Annotated in this window: 13 protein-coding genes; 7 read left to right on the top strand and 6 right to left on the bottom strand. The window is 58.5% G+C overall.

The window, feature by feature from the left end; translation table 11 throughout:
- Positions 1 to 493: 493 nt before the first annotated feature.
- From ACZZ0A_RS03055 to ACZZ0A_RS03045, 3 genes are all read left to right on the top strand, one after another.
- Complete coding sequence (locus ACZZ0A_RS03055; RefSeq protein ID WP_008080067.1) at positions 494 to 694, top strand: hypothetical protein; 201 nt, start codon at positions 494 to 496, stop codon at positions 692 to 694.
- Between the two features lie 374 nt (positions 695 to 1,068).
- Positions 1,069 to 2,544, top strand: a complete 1,476-nt coding sequence (locus ACZZ0A_RS03050) for an inorganic phosphate transporter (RefSeq protein ID WP_007917114.1) — start codon at positions 1,069 to 1,071, stop codon at positions 2,542 to 2,544.
- An 825-nt stretch (positions 2,545 to 3,369) separates the two neighbouring features.
- Positions 3,370 to 4,553, top strand: a protein-coding gene (locus ACZZ0A_RS03045; protein ID WP_208867554.1) for an IS3 family transposase whose coding sequence is annotated in 2 segments (ribosomal slippage) — positions 3,370 to 3,634 and positions 3,634 to 4,553 — 1,185 coding nt in all. Because the reading frame shifts where the segments join, the coding sequence is not laid out codon by codon here.
- Between the two features lie 480 nt (positions 4,554 to 5,033).
- On the opposite strand, the gene ccoM is transcribed toward ACZZ0A_RS03045, so the two are convergent.
- From ccoM to ACZZ0A_RS03030, 3 genes are all read right to left on the bottom strand, one after another.
- Positions 5,034 to 5,147 carry a cytochrome c oxidase subunit CcoM gene (gene ccoM, locus ACZZ0A_RS03040; RefSeq protein ID WP_003222396.1) on the bottom strand — a complete coding sequence of 38 codons (114 nt, stop codon included), beginning with the start codon at positions 5,145 to 5,147 and terminating at the stop codon, positions 5,034 to 5,036.
- A gap of 146 nt (positions 5,148 to 5,293) precedes the next feature.
- Positions 5,294 to 5,455 (bottom strand): hypothetical protein, encoded by a 162-nt coding sequence (locus tag ACZZ0A_RS03035; protein ID WP_007918490.1) that lies wholly within the window; start codon positions 5,453 to 5,455, stop codon positions 5,294 to 5,296.
- A 96-nt stretch (positions 5,456 to 5,551) separates the two neighbouring features.
- Positions 5,552 to 5,893 (bottom strand): hypothetical protein, encoded by a 342-nt coding sequence (locus ACZZ0A_RS03030; protein ID WP_003222394.1) that lies wholly within the window; start codon positions 5,891 to 5,893, stop codon positions 5,552 to 5,554.
- 252 nt (positions 5,894 to 6,145) lie between these two features.
- On the opposite strand from ACZZ0A_RS03030, the gene rapA reads away from it, so the two are divergent.
- Positions 6,146 to 8,992, top strand: coding sequence for an RNA polymerase-associated protein RapA (gene rapA / locus ACZZ0A_RS03025; protein WP_095113838.1), 2,847 nt, complete (start codon positions 6,146 to 6,148; stop codon positions 8,990 to 8,992).
- A 186-nt stretch (positions 8,993 to 9,178) separates the two neighbouring features.
- On the opposite strand, the gene ACZZ0A_RS03020 is transcribed toward rapA, so the two are convergent.
- The gene (locus tag ACZZ0A_RS03020) at positions 9,179 to 10,528 is read right to left on the bottom strand and encodes a spinster family MFS transporter (protein ID WP_007918495.1); all 1,350 of its coding nucleotides are present in this window, start codon (positions 10,526 to 10,528) and stop codon (positions 9,179 to 9,181) included.
- Positions 10,529 to 10,829: 301 nt separating this feature from the next.
- On the opposite strand from ACZZ0A_RS03020, the gene ACZZ0A_RS03015 reads away from it, so the two are divergent.
- The gene (locus ACZZ0A_RS03015; RefSeq protein ID WP_007918504.1) at positions 10,830 to 11,198 is read left to right on the top strand and encodes a YkgJ family cysteine cluster protein; all 369 of its coding nucleotides are present in this window, start codon (positions 10,830 to 10,832) and stop codon (positions 11,196 to 11,198) included.
- A gap of 149 nt (positions 11,199 to 11,347) precedes the next feature.
- Complete coding sequence (locus tag ACZZ0A_RS03010) at positions 11,348 to 13,630, top strand: putative bifunctional diguanylate cyclase/phosphodiesterase (RefSeq protein WP_463542494.1); 2,283 nt, start codon at positions 11,348 to 11,350, stop codon at positions 13,628 to 13,630.
- On the opposite strand, the gene ACZZ0A_RS03005 is transcribed toward ACZZ0A_RS03010, so the two are convergent.
- On the bottom strand, positions 13,521 to 14,417 hold the full coding sequence (locus ACZZ0A_RS03005; protein WP_463542493.1) for an NAD(P)-dependent oxidoreductase: 897 nt from the start codon (positions 14,415 to 14,417) through the stop codon (positions 13,521 to 13,523). The two genes, ACZZ0A_RS03010 and ACZZ0A_RS03005, sit on opposite strands and share 110 nt — an antisense overlap.
- 197 nt (positions 14,418 to 14,614) lie before the next feature.
- Between ACZZ0A_RS03005 and ACZZ0A_RS03000 the strand changes: the two genes are divergently transcribed.
- A complete protein-coding gene (locus ACZZ0A_RS03000; RefSeq protein ID WP_064119773.1) occupies positions 14,615 to 16,813 on the top strand; it encodes a hypothetical protein in 2,199 nt (732 codons plus the stop codon).
- Positions 16,814 to 17,116: 303 nt separating this feature from the next.
- Here the strand turns inward: ACZZ0A_RS03000 and ACZZ0A_RS02995 are convergent, their stop codons facing one another.
- Complete coding sequence (locus ACZZ0A_RS02995; RefSeq protein ID WP_007918516.1) at positions 17,117 to 17,437, bottom strand: DUF2288 domain-containing protein; 321 nt, start codon at positions 17,435 to 17,437, stop codon at positions 17,117 to 17,119.
- Positions 17,438 to 17,463: the final 26 nt, after the last annotated feature.

Here is a 17,463-nt window from a genome sequence, read left to right as displayed (position 1 = left end):
GAACTTTGGCTTTTATCTGAATCACGGCCTTAGTTGTTCGACTAAATGGCGCCAAAAACAGATCGCTCGCTAAATAGTGGGCGTCTGCACTTCAACTAGCGAGAAAAGTTGCGAGTCACAAAACAATCACACATTCAGAACCGTTTTTAACTTGGCAAAGATAGTCATTCCTGAATCGACCGCTATAATGCACCTCAGTGGCACCTCGTTTTTAAACGCCGAGGTCGTCACCCGCTGCGGCGATGTCCATCGCCAACAGCCCGGCCAGCGCCTGACGCGCATCACTCATGCAACGCCTGCGCTCGCTGAAACAGGAAACTGATGCTGCGTCAGTTTTTATCTGGTGCCGTAGCCGCCTGTAACACGGAAGTCTTGATCGCCCCACCGATTACACCAATGCCTGTTCAGGTGCTGGATGCTCGGTGGCTTCGTTCAATCGATTCGTTGCAGTGCGTTTCACCAGACACTTAACTCAACTCATACAGGTAGCACTGTGACGAAAGACGAACTGCGCGCGGAACTTGAGCGCCAGGAACAACGTTACAAGGAAGTTTACGGCGGGGAAGTCACCACCTACGCCGCTCAGCCCGAACCGGAACGCAAAGCGTGGCGTAAACGCCCGACCGTTCAGGATCAGGTCTTCAAGCAAGAAATCGAAAAGATCGAAAAGGAACTCAAAGCCGAAGAGCCTTGAGCCACAGTTTTTCGATCGTTGAAGGTTTTACGTCCACACCGGTTACAAGCGCGGTGGAACGACGATGCCTTGCGCGCCCGCTACCCGCGGGCAGCGGCCATCATCCGATCTGGCAGACTGAGGACGGGCGTCCTACAGGTTTCACAGATATTTCAGACAAGCGTTCGAGACCTCTCCGCGACGATGAAATCGCCTGCGAAATGAGCCTTTTACCATATAAATCAATGACTTGAAAAACCCTGTGCTGCGCTGGGTTTTCATGCGCTGCAACAAATTAAATCGAAGAAGTGTGTAACCGATGAGCAGGTAGGGGATCGATTTCCAGTCTTTTCTGGCATAATCGCGCCCCCTTACGACCGGGTCAGAAAACCTTCATGATCGATTTATTCAGCGGACTGGATGCTTGGGTGCTTGTGAGCCTCTTGCTCGCCCTGACGTTTGTCCTCGCCTTCGAGTTCATCAATGGATTTCATGACACCGCTAACGCGGTAGCCACTGTTATCTACACCAAAGCCATGCCGCCCCACCTGGCGGTGTTCTTTTCCGGTGTGTTCAATTTCCTCGGCGTGCTGCTGGGCGGCGTTGGCGTGGCGTATGCCATTGTCCATTTGCTGCCGGTTGAACTGCTGATCAATGTGAACACCGGCCATGGCCTGGCGATGGTGTTCTCGTTGCTCGCCGCGGCAATCGCCTGGAACCTGGGCACCTGGTACTTCGGTATCCCGGCTTCCAGCTCGCACACCTTGATCGGCTCGATCCTCGGTGTTGGCCTGGCCAACGCCCTGATCAACGACATTCCGTTGGCCGACGGCGTGAACTGGCAGAAAGCGATCGACATCGGCGCCTCGCTGGTGTTCTCGCCAATGGCCGGCTTCCTGATCGCCGCGCTGATTCTGATCGGCCTGAAATGGTGGCGTCCGCTGTCGAAGATGCACAAGACACCGGAACAGCGCCGCAAGATCGACGACAAGAAGCATCCACCGTTCTGGAACCGTCTGGTCCTGGTGATCTCGGCCATGGCCGTGAGCTTCGTGCACGGCTCCAACGATGGTCAGAAAGGCATCGGCCTGATCATGCTGGTGCTGATCGGTATCGTGCCTGCGCAGTTCGTCCTCGACCTGAACAGCACCACGTATCAGATCGAACGCACCCGCGATGCGACCCTGCACCTGAGCCAGTTCTACCAGCGCAACGCCGATTCGCTGGGTGAATTCCTGGCCCTGGGCAAGAGCGTGGAAGGCGACCTGCCGGAGAAATTCCGCTGCAACCCGCAGCAGACCGAACCGACCATCAGCGCCCTGCTGCACACCCTTAAAGGTGTAGCGGACTACCACTCGCTGTCGTCGGAAAGCCGCATCGAAGTGCGTCGTTACCTGCTCTGCCTGGACGACACCGCGAAGAAGGTTGGCAAGCTGCCTGGCCTGGAAGCCCGTGAAAAGGCTGACCTCGACAAGCTGCGCAAAGACCTGACCACCACCACTGAATACGCGCCGTTCTGGGTGATTCTGGCGGTTGCACTGGCCTTGGGCCTGGGCACCATGGTTGGCTGGAAACGCGTGGTGCTGACCATCGGCGAGAAGATCGGCAAGCAGGGCATGACCTATTCCCAGGGCATGTCCGCGCAGATCACTACTGCCAGTTTGATCGGCATGGCCAACATCTTCAGCCTGCCGGTGTCGACCACTCACGTGCTGTCTTCGGGCGTGGCGGGCACCATGGTCGCCAACAAGAGCGGCCTGCAGGGTGGCACGGTTCGCACCATTCTGTTGGCTTGGGTGTTGACCTTGCCGGCGACTGTGGCGCTGTCCGCTGGGTTGTTCTGGCTGGCTTCGAAGGCGTTGGGTAGCTGATAGATAGCGGGACATGAGAAAGGCGCGATTCGAGAGGATCGCGCCTTTTTTTGTGTTTGGGGGTTTGGGATTGGGGGGGGCATATCCGTTGCTGCGGGTGTTGCCGCTGGCGGTTTCGCTCTTACAGCGAGTCACCTTTTCCAAACGCCGAAAGGTAACCCAAAAGGCTTTGCCCCGGCGTACGGCACTTCGCTGAGGCTCAGTGTTCCCTCGCTACGGTGTCCATCCGGGGGCATCGCCTACGGTTTGCTTCGCTGCACCTCCTCTCGATGTATGCGGCTGCGCCGCACGGCGCTGCGCGCCTAACCCCCGGATGAACACCTCCGCTCGGCCTGCCGAAGGGGCAAAAGATCAAAAGCCAAAGCCAGAGCAAGATCAAAAGCCCCTCACCCTAGCCCTCTCCCAGAGGGAGAGGGGACTGACCGAGGTGTTTGGGAGAGGCACGCCGACGTGAAATACCGTGCCGAACTCAGATTTTGAAGCCTTGAAGCAAGAGCCCCTCACCCTAACCCTCTCCCAGAGGGAGAGGGGACTGATCGAGGTGTTTGGGAGAGGCACGCCGACATGAAATACCGTGCCGAACCCAGATTTTGAAGCCTTGAAGCAAGAGCCCCTCACCCTAGCCCTCTCCCAGAGGGAGAGGGGACTGACCGTGGTGTTTGGGGAAGGTACGCCGACGTGCGATACCGCGTTGAACTCAGATCTTGAAAAGCCCACAAATCGGCTCCCTCTCCCTCGGGAGAGGGCTGGGGTGAGGGGCATGCAGTGGTCTAATTTCCCCGGACACCCCGATAGGTGGAAAATACATCTATCGAGGAGTTATTCATGACTAAAAAACGCAGGGCATTCGACGACAGCTTCAAGCTGCAAGTCGTGAAGATGATCAAGGATCAGGGACTCACCGTTGTACAGGTTTGCCAGGATCTGAACATTGGTGAGACAGCCGTTCGACGCTGGGTTCAGCAATACGAGGCAGAGCAACTGGGGCAGGCCGGAATCGGCAAGCCATTAACGGCAGAGCAACAGCGCATCCGGCAATTGGAACAAGAAAATCGGCAGCTCAAGATGGATAACGACATCTTAAAAAAGGCTACCGCCTTCTTTGCCCGCGAGCTGAAGTAAGGTATCGACTGGTTCGGCAGCTGCAACAGAAGGCTTACTCAGTGGCACATGTCTGTCGGTTGCTGAGCATCAGTCGTTCAGGCTTCTATGAGTCTCAGAAGCGTGCTGATGCGCCTGTTCGGCAGAGTTGTCCTGTTCTTGTGCAACTCAAGGCGTCTTTCGCCGAGAGTGGAGGCTGCTACGGCAGCCGCCCTTTGCGCGACGCTTTGCGCGGTAAAGGCATGCTTGTCGGGCTGTATAAAATCCGTCGATTGATGCGGGCTAACGGACTGCGTTCAGCCTGGAAGCGCAAGTTTGTACACACAACCGATAGTAATCATGACCTGCCGATTGCAGAGAATGTACTGAACAGAAAATTTGATCCAGTAGCGCCAAACAAGGCCTGGGTAGCCGACATCACTTATATCCGCACCCGCAGTGGCTGGTTGTATCTGGCCGTGGTGTTGGACTTGTTTTCACGCAAGATAGTGGGCTGGTCGATGGCTCCGAACATGCCGGCAGAGCTGGTGTGCACCGCGATGCAACTGGCAATCGCGCAGCGTCAACCGCCGCCAGGCTTGATTGCCCACTCAGATCGGGGTAGCCAATATGCGAGTGCAACTTACAGAGAATTACTGGCAAGAAACGACATGCAGCAGAGCATGAGCCGTAAAGGTAATTGCTGGGACAATGCAGTGATGGAGCGCTTCTTTTTGAGTTTGAAAATGGAGCGAGTATGGCGACGTGACTACGCGAACCACGCTGAAGCGATCCGCGACATCACCGAATACATCGTTGGGTTTTACAACAACGAACGGCTGCACTCGAAACTGGGATATCTGCCACCGACCGTTTACGAGCGGGCGATGGCGTCAAAACCACCTATCGAGGTGTCCGGAATTAGTTGACCACTGCAGCAAACCCACCACAAATCCAAAGCCGACCACGCCCCGCTCTTCACCACTCAACAGGATGAGCGTTAGCTCGGCTGCAGCTTTTGATCTTGATCCACGGGCGACGTCGGAAGGCTGAGTGGAGGGATTGATCCGGGGGTGGGAGCGCAGCGACCGTTTGGCGAAGCCAAACACAGCGAGAGGAGGTGCAGCGAAGCAAACCGTAGGCGCTGCGCCCGGATCGATCCCGCAGCGAAGGAACCCCGAGCCCCAGCGAGCGGGCCGCACGCAGGAGCAAGCCTTTTCGGTTACCTTTTCGGCGTTTGGAAAAGGTGACCCGCCGTAAGGGCGGAACCCTAAGCCGCCGTTACCGCAGCAACGGATATTCACAAAGCACACCCAAAGCATGGTCGGCCCAAAGGCCGCCAAGACACAAAAAAAAGGGGCAACCGAAGTCGCCCCAAAATGCCTTGCGTGCTCATCAATCCAGAAGAATCACTTCTTGCGCTTATTCGCATCCTTCCAGATAAAAAATCCAAACCCTGCAAAAAACAGAACCATCAGCCCTACAGTCAGGACCCCGGCAAACACCACGTTATCGAAAAACATGACTGGCCTCCTGGGCCTCTGCTCTGCTGCGATGGAACTAAGTTACCAAACACACAGGCGCACAAATTGACCGGGATCAATACCAGCAACGAAGGAGAGTAAAGGAGGGAAATTAAATGACCTGCATCAACGGATGCAGGCAGAGATCAACGCTTTTTCGGCTTGTTTTTCGACTTTTTCTTGGCTTTTCCCAGCGGCATCGCCTGTTCGAACGCCTGGCGCACTTCGTTCAGCCGCTTCTCTTTAATGTCATGCACGCGCTTGGCGCGTTCAGTACTGAGGTCAATCAGTTTGTCGTCTTGGCTCATGGCGTCAGTACATCACTTGAAAGAATCACAACTGCCACATCACCGGCAGGACTGCGCCAATAATGCAACGTCACACCAGCGCTGACCAGCCGAAGATCAGATCTCGATATCGACCCACAAGCCCTGACGCGGCTGATCTTCCATCAACGGCACCACCGGCACGGTGTTGTCAGCATTCAATTCGGTGCCGGGCACGGCCAGGTGTTCTTCCGGGTCTTCATCGGCTTCGCGACGACGGCGATCACGTTCTTGCTGACGGCGCTGCTCTTCACGCGCCAGCAGTCGATCCTCTTCAGGATCGCGCTTTTGCAAATCGATCGTGCTTTCGTTGGAGCTTTCCTGCACCGGCACCACCGGAGGAATGTCCGGCCGCTGGCGGATCGGATCCTGCTGGGAAGTGATCGGCACAGCGCTCAGGGGGAGCATCGGTGGCAACATATATGGGGTCTCCTGTCAGCAGGCTATCGGCTGCGGCAAAGGCGCCTTGAGCCATCCGTCGCAAATCTGTGACGCACTTGGCACGTGTAGGAGCTGCCGAAGGCTGCGATCTTTATCAGACAGCTCAAACCTCAAGGGTTCTCAAAGATCAGAAGATCGCAGCCTGCGGCAGCTCCTACGCCAGTAATCTTTGGCCCTGAAGCCCTCATTCCGTTAAGATAGCCCGCTTTTTCAAGGTGGGAGTCAGGCAGCATGGCGCAGCAGTATCAACCGGGGCAACGCTGGATCAGTGACAGCGAAGCAGAGCTTGGTTTAGGCACCGTTCTGGCACAGGACGGCCGCTTGTTGACCGTGCTTTACCCGGCCACTGGCGAAACCCGCCAGTACGCGCTACGGAATGCGCCCCTGACCCGCGTGCGGTTCTCGCCGGGTGACAGCATCACCCACTTCGAAGGCTGGAAGATGACCGTGCAGCAAGTCGACGATGTCGACGGCCTGATGGTCTATCACGGTCTCAACGGGCAGAACGAAGCCGTCACCCTGCCGGAAACCCAGCTGTCGAACTTCATCCAGTTCCGTCTGGCCAGCGACCGTCTGTTCGCCGGCCAGATCGATCCGCTGGCGTGGTTCTCGCTGCGTTACAACACTCTCGAACACACCAGCCGCCAGTTGCAATCATCGCTCTGGGGCCTGGGTGGCGTTCGCGCGCAGCCAATCGCGCACCAATTGCACATCGCCCGTGAAGTCGCCGACCGTATCGCCCCGCGCGTTCTGCTGGCGGACGAAGTGGGTCTGGGTAAAACCATCGAAGCCGGCCTGGTGATCCATCGCCAACTGCTCTCGGGCCGCGCCAACCGCGTGCTGATCCTCGTCCCGGAAAACCTCCAGCACCAGTGGCTGGTGGAGATGCGCCGCCGCTTCAACCTGCAGGTCGCGCTGTTCGACGAAGAACGCTTCATCGAAAGCGATGCCACCAACCCGTTCGAAGACACGCAACTGGCGCTGGTCGCGCTGGAGTGGCTGGTCGATGACGAGAAGGCTCAGGACGCACTGTTTGCTGCCGGTTGGGATCTGCTGGTGGTCGACGAAGCGCACCACTTGGTCTGGCACGAAGAAAAGGCCAGCCCGGAATACTCGCTGGTCGAGCAACTCGCCGAAGTCATCCCGGGCGTGCTGCTGCTCACCGCCACCCCGGAACAACTCGGTCAGGACAGCCACTTCGCCCGTCTGCGCCTGCTCGACCCGAACCGTTTCCACGACCTGGCTGCCTTCCGCGCCGAGAGCGACAACTATCGCCCGGTGGCCGAAGCCGTGCAGGAACTGCTCGACAAGGGCCGACTCTCGGCCGAAGCGCACAAAACCATTCACGGCTTCCTCGGCAACGAAGGCGAAGCCCTGCTGACCGCGGTCAACGATGGCGACACCGAAGCCAGCGCCCGCCTCGTGCGCGAACTGCTCGATCGCCACGGCACCGGTCGCGTGCTGTTCCGTAATACCCGCGCCGCCGTGCAGGGTTTCCCGGAGCGCAAACTGCACCCGTACCCGCTGCCGTGCCCGGACGAATACCTCGAACTGCCGCTGGGCGAACACGCTGAGCTGTACCCTGAAGTCAGCTTCCAGGCCCAGCCGGACGCCAGCGAAGAAGAGCGCTGGTGGAAATTCGACCCGCGTGTCGAGTGGCTGATCGATCAGCTGAAAATGCTCAAGCGCACCAAAGTGCTGGTGATCTGCGCCCACGCCGAAACCGCGATGGACCTGGAAGACGCCCTGCGCGTGCGTTCCGGCATCCCGGCCACGGTGTTCCATGAAGGCATGAACATCCTTGAGCGTGACCGCGCCGCCGCTTACTTCGCCGACGAAGAGTTCGGCGCACAAGTGCTGATCTGCTCGGAAATCGGCAGTGAAGGTCGCAACTTCCAGTTCGCTCACCACTTGGTGCTGTTCGATCTGCCGTCGCACCCGGACCTGCTCGAGCAGCGGATCGGGCGTCTCGACCGGATCGGCCAGAAGCACATCATCGAACTGCACGTGCCGTACCTGGAAACCAGCCCGCAAGAGCGCCTGTTCCAGTGGTATCACGAAGCGCTGAACGCGTTCCTCAACACCTGCCCGACCGGCAACGCCTTGCAGCATCAGTTCGGCCCGCGCCTGCTGCCGTTGCTCGAAGAAGCCGACGACAGCGAGTGGCAAGCGCTGATCGACGAAGCGCGCAGCGAGCGCGAGCGTCTGGAAGCCGAGTTGCACACCGGCCGTGACCGTTTGCTGGAGCTCAACTCCGGCGGCGCTGGCGAAGGTGAAGCGCTGGTCGAGGACATCCTTGAGCAAGACGATCAGTTCGCCCTGCCGATCTACATGGAAACCCTGTTCGACGCGTTCGGCATCGACAGCGAAGACCATTCGGAAAACGCCCTGATCCTCAAGCCGAGCGAGAAGATGCTCGACGCCAGCTTCCCGCTGGGCGACGACGAAGGCGTGACCATCACCTACGACCGCAACCAGGCGCTGTCGCGCGAAGACATGCAGTTCATCACCTGGGAACACCCGATGGTGCAGGGCGGCATGGATCTGGTGCTGTCCGGTTCGATGGGCAACACCGCCGTCGCGCTGATCAAGAACAAGGCGTTGAAGCCAGGCACCGTGCTGCTCGAACTGCTTTATGTCAGCGAAGTGGTAGCGCCGCGTTCGCTGCAACTGGGCCGTTACCTGCCGCCGGCCGCCCTGCGCTGCCTGCTTGATGCCAACGGCAACGACCTGTCGGCGCGCGTCTCGTTCGAAACCTTGAACGATCAGCTGGAAAGCGTGCCACGTGCCAGCGCCAACAAGTTCATCCAGGCCCAGCGCGATCAGCTGACGCCACGGATCAACGCCGGTGAAGACAAGATCGCCCCGCGTCACGCCGAGCGCGTGGCCGAGGCGCGTCGCCGTCTGGCGGCCGACACCGACGAAGAACTGGCGCGCCTGACCGCGTTGCAAGCGGTCAACCCGACCGTGCGCGACAGCGAACTGGTGGCGCTGCGTGAACAGCGTGAGCAAGGTCTGGCGATGCTGGATAAGGCTGCGTTGCGACTGGAAGCGATTCGGGTGTTGGTGGCGGGTTAAACCACCCTGCTCCAGCGCTGAAAACAACAAGGCCCGCAGCGATGCGGGCCTTTTTTGTTGCCTGTGATTTTTCAGCTGATGCTGATGGCCTCATCGCTGGCAAGCCAGCTCCCACAGGTTTCGGGTCGTTTACAGATTATGTGTACGACTCGGTCACTGTGGGAGCTGGCTTGCCAGCGATGACGGCTATGCGGTCGCCGCAGCAACCTCTGGCTCAACCACAGCAACCAAGCCCTCCTTCATCCGCTGCGCATCGCGCACAAAACACCGCGCCGCCAGAAACAGAAACACCATGGTCAGAAACAGCGCCACCGGAATCAGGTACATCGCATCATGCAGGCCGACTGCCTTAAAGGCCTCGGTCATCTGCTCCGCACCGGCCGCCAGCATCGCCGTGTGCGCAAAATGATCCGACAAACCACCCACCACCACCGGCCCCAACCCACCGCCGAGCAGATACAACCCGGCAAAGAACAACGCCATTGCCGTGGCCCGCAGGCGCGGTTCGACCACGTCCTGAATCGCTGTATAAACACATGTGTAAAAGTTGTAGGCAAACAGCCAGCCAACACTGAACAGCGCGACAAACACACCAATCTCGATACGCCCCGAATGCAGCGCCCACGCCGTACACAGCGTCGAGATAATCAGACTGAACGCGGCAAACAGCAGCCGCCCATTGGCCACGCGCTGGTGAATCTTGTCGGCAATCCAGCCGCCCAGGGTCAAACCGACCAGTCCGGTCACGCCGACAATCATCCCGGTCGCCACCGCCGCTTCCTGCAACGGCATGAGGAAATAGCGTTGCAGCATCGGCACCAGAAACGAGTTGCAGGCATAGGTGGCGAAGTTGAAGCACAACCCGGCCATCACCAGCCAGAGAAAGGTCGGCACCGCCAGAATCCGGCGGATCGGCTTGTCGACTTTCTCTTGCGAAACCTGCACGGTCTCCGCTGCGCCGCGCTTCGGCTCTTTGATAAAGAACATGAAAATCGCCAGAAGCAGACCCGGCACCGCTGCAATAAAGAACGGCGCACGCCAGCTGTCGAACGCCTTGACCATCCAGCCGATGGTGAAGAAAGCCAGCAACAGGCCCAACGGCAAACCGAGCATGAAAATGCCCATGGCCCGCGCCCGACGATGCGCCGGAAACAGATCACCGATCAACGAATTGGCTGCCGGTGCATAACTGGCCTCACCAATGCCGATGCCCATGCGCACGATCAGGAAACTCCAGAAACTGCCGACCAGACCGTTGACCGCCGTCAGCGCACTCCACGTCGCCAGGCCCCAGCCCATCAGTTTGCTGCGCGAACCGGTATCGGCCATGCGCCCCAGCGGCAGGCCGGCGATGGCGTAAACAATGGTGAATGCGGTGCCGACGATCCCCAACTGGAAGTCGCTGAGGTGCCATTCCATGCGGATCGGCTCGATGATGATCGCTGGAATGGTGCGGTCGAAGAAGTTGAACAGGTTGGCGAGGAACAGCAGGAACAGAATGCGCCAGGCATTCGCCGCTTGGGTCGAGTTCTGCATGGGTCCGTCTCTTTATTGTTATAGGGCTTCACTGCCAACGCATCCGAGCCCGGAACCTGCAATCTAGTCAGCCACGCAAAGGCTGTCTGTGATCATTCGTCTGCCTGATATCGGCCCATGGCACTGTAACGAAACGTAAGCCCTTGATAAGTCTGTAATCCCCCGAAAACCGGGGCTTTTGCGGCAAAACCTTGCCACAAAAAAATAGTTTCGCGCCCCCCTTCCCAAGTCCGCGGCAAAGCCTAGAATGGCCGCCGGATCCGTCCGGATCTCCCGATCAATCCCTTTGATACCCTCGCCCATGTCTGAAGTCAGTCCGTGTCTGAATTGCGGTGCCTGCTGTTCCCATTTTCGCGTGTCTTTCTTTTGGGGTGAGTGCTCATCTTCCGGCGGCACGGTGCCTGATGAACTGGTCACACAGATCAGTCCAAGCCGGGTGGCGATGAACGGCACCGACTGCAAATCGCCACGTTGCACGGCGCTGGTCGGTGAAGTCGGCAGCGAGGTGAAGTGCTCGATTTATGAACTGCGCTCCAGCCCCTGCCGTGAATTCGAATCTTCATGGGAAAACGGCGAACAGAATGTCGACTGCGACAAGGCCCGTGCACGTTTCGGCTTGCCGCCGCTGCAGCCGGACTGGGCGCAAATCCCTTTCGAACAGATCGCGTAAGCCTTTAGCGCCAATCGCTATGGCGCTAATGCCGAAATCATTAGCGCCAATGTGCCACTACCACTTGCACCCCGAAATCGGCCTCTATACTCCTGACATTCAACTGCGTTCAACGCGCACTCGGGACGACTTCAGAGACGGGGCATGCTATGGAGTGGCTTGGTTTGCAGTTTGTTACCGAGCTGCCGGAGAGCGGGCAGGTCATTTTAGATTGCACACATAATCCCTTGTTGGTACTGGTGGCCTATCTGGTCGCCTGGGCGGCGAGCTTTGCCACTCTCGACATGGCCGAACGGGTCGCGCACGCAGAAGATCTCGGCTCGCAACGGCTCTGGCGCTGGATCGGCGCGACCTGCCTGGCCGGCGGCATCTGGGCCATGCACTTCATTGGCATGCTGGCTTTCCAGGCGCCGATCGAAATCCATTACGATTTGTCCATCACGCTGTTCTCCCTGCTGATCGCCCTGCTCGCCTCATGGCTGGCCATGCACACGCTGAGTGAAGCGCAGCCCAGTCTTTTGCTGTACCTGAAAACCGCCATCGTCATCGGCCTGGGTATCGCCGGCATGCATTACGTCGGCATGGCGGCGATGGAGTCGAGCGCCACGGCCTACTACCAGCCAACGCTGTTCGTGCTGTCGATCGCCATTGCCATCGGCGCCAGTTTCGCCGCGCTGTGGGTCGCCGGATATTTGCGTGAAAACAGTGGCCTGTTCCATCAGATGCTCAGGTACAGCGCGGCACTGCTTCTCGGCGCCGGCATCTTCAGCATGCATTTCACCGGGATGGCCGCGCTGAATCTGGTCTTGCCCGAAAGCAGCCTGCCGATACCGGTAGCCGAAACCAACCATCTGCAATTGGGCCTTACCGTAGCGCTGATTACCTTGCTGATCCTTGGCAGCGCGATCAGTGCGGCGCTGGCCGACAAGAAACTGCAGAACAAGGAAGAAGACCTGCGCCGCGTCAACGCCCTGCTCAGCCAGCTCGATCAGGCGCGCATGTCGCTGCAACAAGCGGCCAACTACGACGCCCTGACCAACCTGATCAACCGCCGCGGGTTCAACCAGATCTTTGCCGAGAAACTCTGCCAGAAAGCCACCGAGGGCGGCATGCTCGCGGTGATGTTTCTCGACATCGACCACTTCAAGCGGATCAACGACAGCCTCGGCCATGACGCTGGTGACGAGCTGCTCAAGGTCATCGCCAATCACATCAAAGGTTCGGTGCGCAGCCATGAAGACGTGGTCGCGCGCTTCGGCGGCGACGAGTTCTGCATCCTCATCAACCTGCATGACCGCGAAGAGGCCCGCAACATGGCCCAGCGCATCATGCTCAAGATGAAGGAGCCGATCGAGCTGGCCGGGCGCCGCATGGTGATGACCACCAGCATCGGCATCAGTCTGTTTCCGGAGGACGGCACCACCTGCGAAGAACTGCTCAAGCACGCCGACCTGGCGTTGTATCAATCCAAGGGCGCAGGACGTAACGGCCTGCACTTTTTCAGTTCCAACCTCAAGACCCGCGCCAGCTTCGAGCTGCAACTGGAAGAAGAACTGCGCCATGCCCTGCGCGAAGAAAACGGTTTGATGCTGTATTACCAACCGATCTTCGAACTGAAAACCGGCCGCGTCACCAAGCTTGAAGCGCTGATTCGCTGGCAGCATCCGCTGCATGGCTTGCTGACCCCGGATCGTTTCATCTCGATTGCCGAAAACAACGGCTTGATCGCCGAACTGGACAACTGGGTGCTGCGCCGCGCGTGCAAGGATCTGGGTGAACTGTCGCGCCATGGCTGCGAAGAACTGAAAATCGCCTGGAACTGCTCGCCACTCAATCTCACCCGGGATGAGCTGGCCAACGAAATCGAAGGTGCCTTGCGCACCGCCGGGGTGGCACCGGAGCGGCTGGAACTGGAAGTCACCGAAAACGCGCTGATGGGCAACATCGCCAACACCCTGGTGTTACTGCGGCAGATTCGTGCCCTGGGTGTATCGCTATCGATCGACGACTTCGGCACCGGCTACTCGTCGCTGGCCTACCTCAAGCGCCTGCCGCTCAACACCTTGAAGATCGACCGCTCGTTCATCCTCGATATTCCCACGGCGACCGCCGACATGGAGATCGTCCAGGCGATCATCGTCATGGCGCACACCCTGCATTTGCAAGTGGTCACCGAAGGCGTGGAAAGCCTGGAACAGTACGAATTCCTTGAACGCTCAGGCTGCGACTTCATTCAGGGTTACCTGCTCAGCCGTCCGGTGCCGCTGGACGAGCTGCGCCCGGTGCTGGAAGAAATCAATCAGCGCAAACATTCACACGCGGTCAATCCGTTGATTCTGGCGCGCGGTACATTTGCACCAGTGTCGCTGGATCCTGCGCCAAATAGCCTTGCGCCCCATGCAGGCGCATCAGTTGTGCGGCCAATCCGCTGATCGGCGTCGCCGAACCCTGTTCGCGGGAAAACTTCACTGCCGTATCAAGATCCTTGAGCAAGGTGCGCACGTGCCATTTGATCGGTTCGAAACGGCTTTCGGCCATTTGCGGGGCGAGGATCTGCAACGGTTTCGAATCGGCAAAACCACCCGCCAGCGCCTCGGCGATCAGGCTCGCATCGACCCCGGCCTGCTCCGCCAGCGCCACCACTTCGGCGATCACCAGTGCGTTGCAGGCGACGATCATCTGGTTGCAGGCCTTGGTCACCTGCCCCGCGCCGATGCCGCCCATGTGCGTGACGCGCTGACCGAGGTTGAGCAATACCGGGCGCACACGCTCCAGATTTGCCGCATCGCCGCCGACCATGATCGCCAAACTGCCCGCCTCGGCACCGACCACGCCGCCGGACACCGGTGAATCCAGCCAGGCCATGCCGGTTTTCGCCAGCAGTTGCGCCGCCATCTCGCGAGTGGCCGTTGGTTCAAGGCTGGAAAAGTCCACCAGCAACTGGCCGTTTTTCGCGCCTTCGGCGATACCGCCAGCGCCAAACACCACCTCGCGAACCACTGCCGTATCGGCCAGACACAACATCACCACTTCTGCGTGTTCGCACAATTCAGCGGCAGTCGCCACCTGCCGGGCACCGGCCTCGACCAGTGGCGCGCACTTGGCCGGGTTGCGATTCCACACGGTAAACGGGTAACCCGCCGCCAACAAACGGCGGCACATAGGCAGGCCCATCAGACCGATTCCGGCGAACCCCAACGAAGGTAGCGTTGACATCATTTTGCCTCTTTTCGATTAAAGATCGCCGAATAATGGCCGATTCATCAACGATCAGGAAAGGATTCCCCCCAGCGACAGTCAGGCCAAAACCCTGACGCTCGGGCTCAATTCGCGCAATTAAAAGACGCGAGATCTTATTCCGTGAGGTTCGCAGGCAACTGGCCAGCGAGCCAACCAGTCCAGGTATATGGCGCACAATGACTTCTAAAAATAATCCCGCCACTGCGGTATCCGATCTGACTTTGAGCCCCGCCGCCAACAGCCCGTCATCGTCGAAGCCATTGGTCCCGTCGCGCCCGCTGTCAACCCAGCAATACCTGTACTTCACCGAAACCAATACCGACCGCATCCTCGACAACCTCGACGGCCTGCGTGATCTGGTGTTCCCGCGCCCACCGCACCTGGAAGGCGACAACGAACAGCACAACGACCAGGAATTCCCCTCGGTGTGCCTGATCGGCCTCGGTCGCTGCGGCTCGAACATCGCCCTTGATGTCGCGGAGCTGGTGTACAACGCGCGCAAGTTCTACCTCAACGAATTCAATAACGAAGACCGCGCGGCGGATCGCCGACTGGCCGACAAGGGTTACAGCCCGGCGCAGTGGATCAAGAACAACCTGCGCATCGGCCCGAACAAATCGACCAAACCGGTGTTTCTGGTCGAACCGCTGGTGATGCTCGGCGACCTCGACAAGGACATCGCCGGGCGCATCCGTTTCTCGCGCAAGGGCGAGAAAAGCGGCTTCCTGCGCGACTACAGCAAAATGAAGATCATGGACTTGTCCGAAGTCCACGCCGGTGGCGCCGGTAACGCGCCGATCCTCGGCCAGTACCTGGCGAAGATCATCCTCAACAAGGACACCCAGCGCTTCTCCAGCCCTGACTGGAAAATGATCCACTCGTACCTGATCGACAGCTGCGGCATCAAGGCCAACCAGTCGCGCCTGTATTTCTCGATCTTCAGTGCCGGCGGCGGTACCGGTTCCGGCATGGCTTCGGAATTCGGTCTGGCCCAGCAGCACTCGTACATGAACAAGACGTTCGACACCAAACCGATGGACGAGCATGACGGCAAGAGCGGTCATTCGTTTGTGTTCGAACCGATCTTCACCAGCGGCATCTGCGTGCTGCCGAACATATCCGATCACCGCAGCGAAATGTCCGAGGCGCTGCACATCAACGCCGGGCGCCTGCTGTGCAAATACCTTTCGGAAGAATGGGATTTCTCCTACAACTTCGCCAATGAAGACAGTAGCGAAGCCAGCGTCATGGGCCGTATCCGCCCATGGAACGCAATGATGCTGATCTCCAACGACATCATGCGTTACGCCGAAGAAAGCGATGACGGCAACATCCAGAACATTGATGTCAATGCGATGGAGAAGCACGCCAACCAGTACATCTCGCAGCAGATCTTCAACATTCTCACGGCGCAGGCAGTCACCACTGACTACGACCAGAACTACTTCCGCCGCGCCGGCATCGACATTGGCGAAACCATTCGCCTCGACGCCAACGACCTGTTCATGAGTCTGGCAGGCCCGGTGGCGATTGCCTACGCAGAATCGGTGGTACCGGAAACCCCGCCGCCGAGCAGCGACAAATTCAAGGTGTTCGATAAAGAGCCGCAGCGTCTGAACATCGATGACCTGTTCTTCCGCTCGATCGATCTGCCGCATTTCAACAAAGTGACTCAGGCCATCGAAGGCATCAGTCTGCTGCCGATCGAGTCCAAGCGTTATCGCGCTTCGCTGGAACAGTACAAGAACTCCGGCTACGACGCCGCGGCCCTGCACGACCTGCACTTCTTCAAGAACTGCTCGTCGGTGGTCTCGATCGTTTCGCTGCCGAAAGACTACAAGCTGTCGTACATGGACCTGAACCGGTTGAAGACGCACCTCAACAGCCTGTTCCCCAACACCACGCTCAAGCGTTACGCACTGGTAATCGGCGCCTCGGCCAACCTGTCGCTGACCACGTTGATTGCGAAGAGCCCGTGCCTGTCGGACGACTTTCTGACCCTGATCGTCGCGTTTATCAAGCGTTGCTTCGCGAAGAACCCGTACCGCTTCGACGAGACCCTCGACAACTCGATTCTTGATTTCATCATCAACGAAGAATTCGACGAAGATCGCATCGACGACCTGCTCAACGAATTCGAGAACCCGGCGAAGATCCTCGACACCAACTGGTACGCGATCAAACCGATGTACGAGAAGAAGTACCGCGAGCTGATCAACGACAAAGAGAAGTTTGTCTCGATCAATGACATTCGCCTGTCGCGTGATTGCGTGAAGAAGTCGATCAAGTACCTGCGCGAGATCTACCGCCACCGGATTGGCAAGACCAAGGTTATTTCGCTGAATAACCATACCGGCAAGTCGTTTACGGTCTGATCGAAGGCCGAGTCGCCGCCATCGCTGGCAAGCCAGCTCCCACAGGGTCCGGGTGAACACAATTATTGTGTAAACCACAAAACCTGTGGGAGCTGGCTTGCCAGCGAAGAGGCCCTGAAATTCACTGAAGATTTCAGCCTTTCCAATATCCAGAAACAATTAAGCAGCCGTTAGGCTGCTTACTAAACTGTTCCCGTTACGTTTACGTCACCGTGAGGTCACCCGCGCTTGTGGCGATTCTTCACGGCAACGTGCCATCACGCTACTCCGCTACACACTTTCCGCTGACGGCCGGTCGCACCATCAAGGTGCGACGTCAGCAGCGACCGCCCTTTCCTGGATCAGAATCCACGGCGAAACCACCACTGCCCACAGCTGTGGATCACGTTCGAAAAGATCCAGCGCCCGCGATTCAGACAGCTTGGCGACTTTGTCTGCGGCCAGCCAGGCAGCCACTTTCTCGCCTTCATCCGACGCCACGGCCTCGGCAGCGGCGATCAAATCGAGCATAGGGTCGACCCACAATAGGGCACCCTTGGCGAAGAACGGCTCCAACTCTTTCCAGGTAATAGATGCGGTTTCACCAAGCAGCTTGGCATAGAGGGTGCTAGGTTCTTGATTCATGGGAGCTGTCCGGAAAAGAAATCGAC

The organism is Pseudomonas sp. AC242, assembly GCF_979258655.1.
The sequence above is the reverse complement of the archived record's forward strand: the minus strand, read 5'-3'. Positions and strand labels throughout refer to the sequence as shown.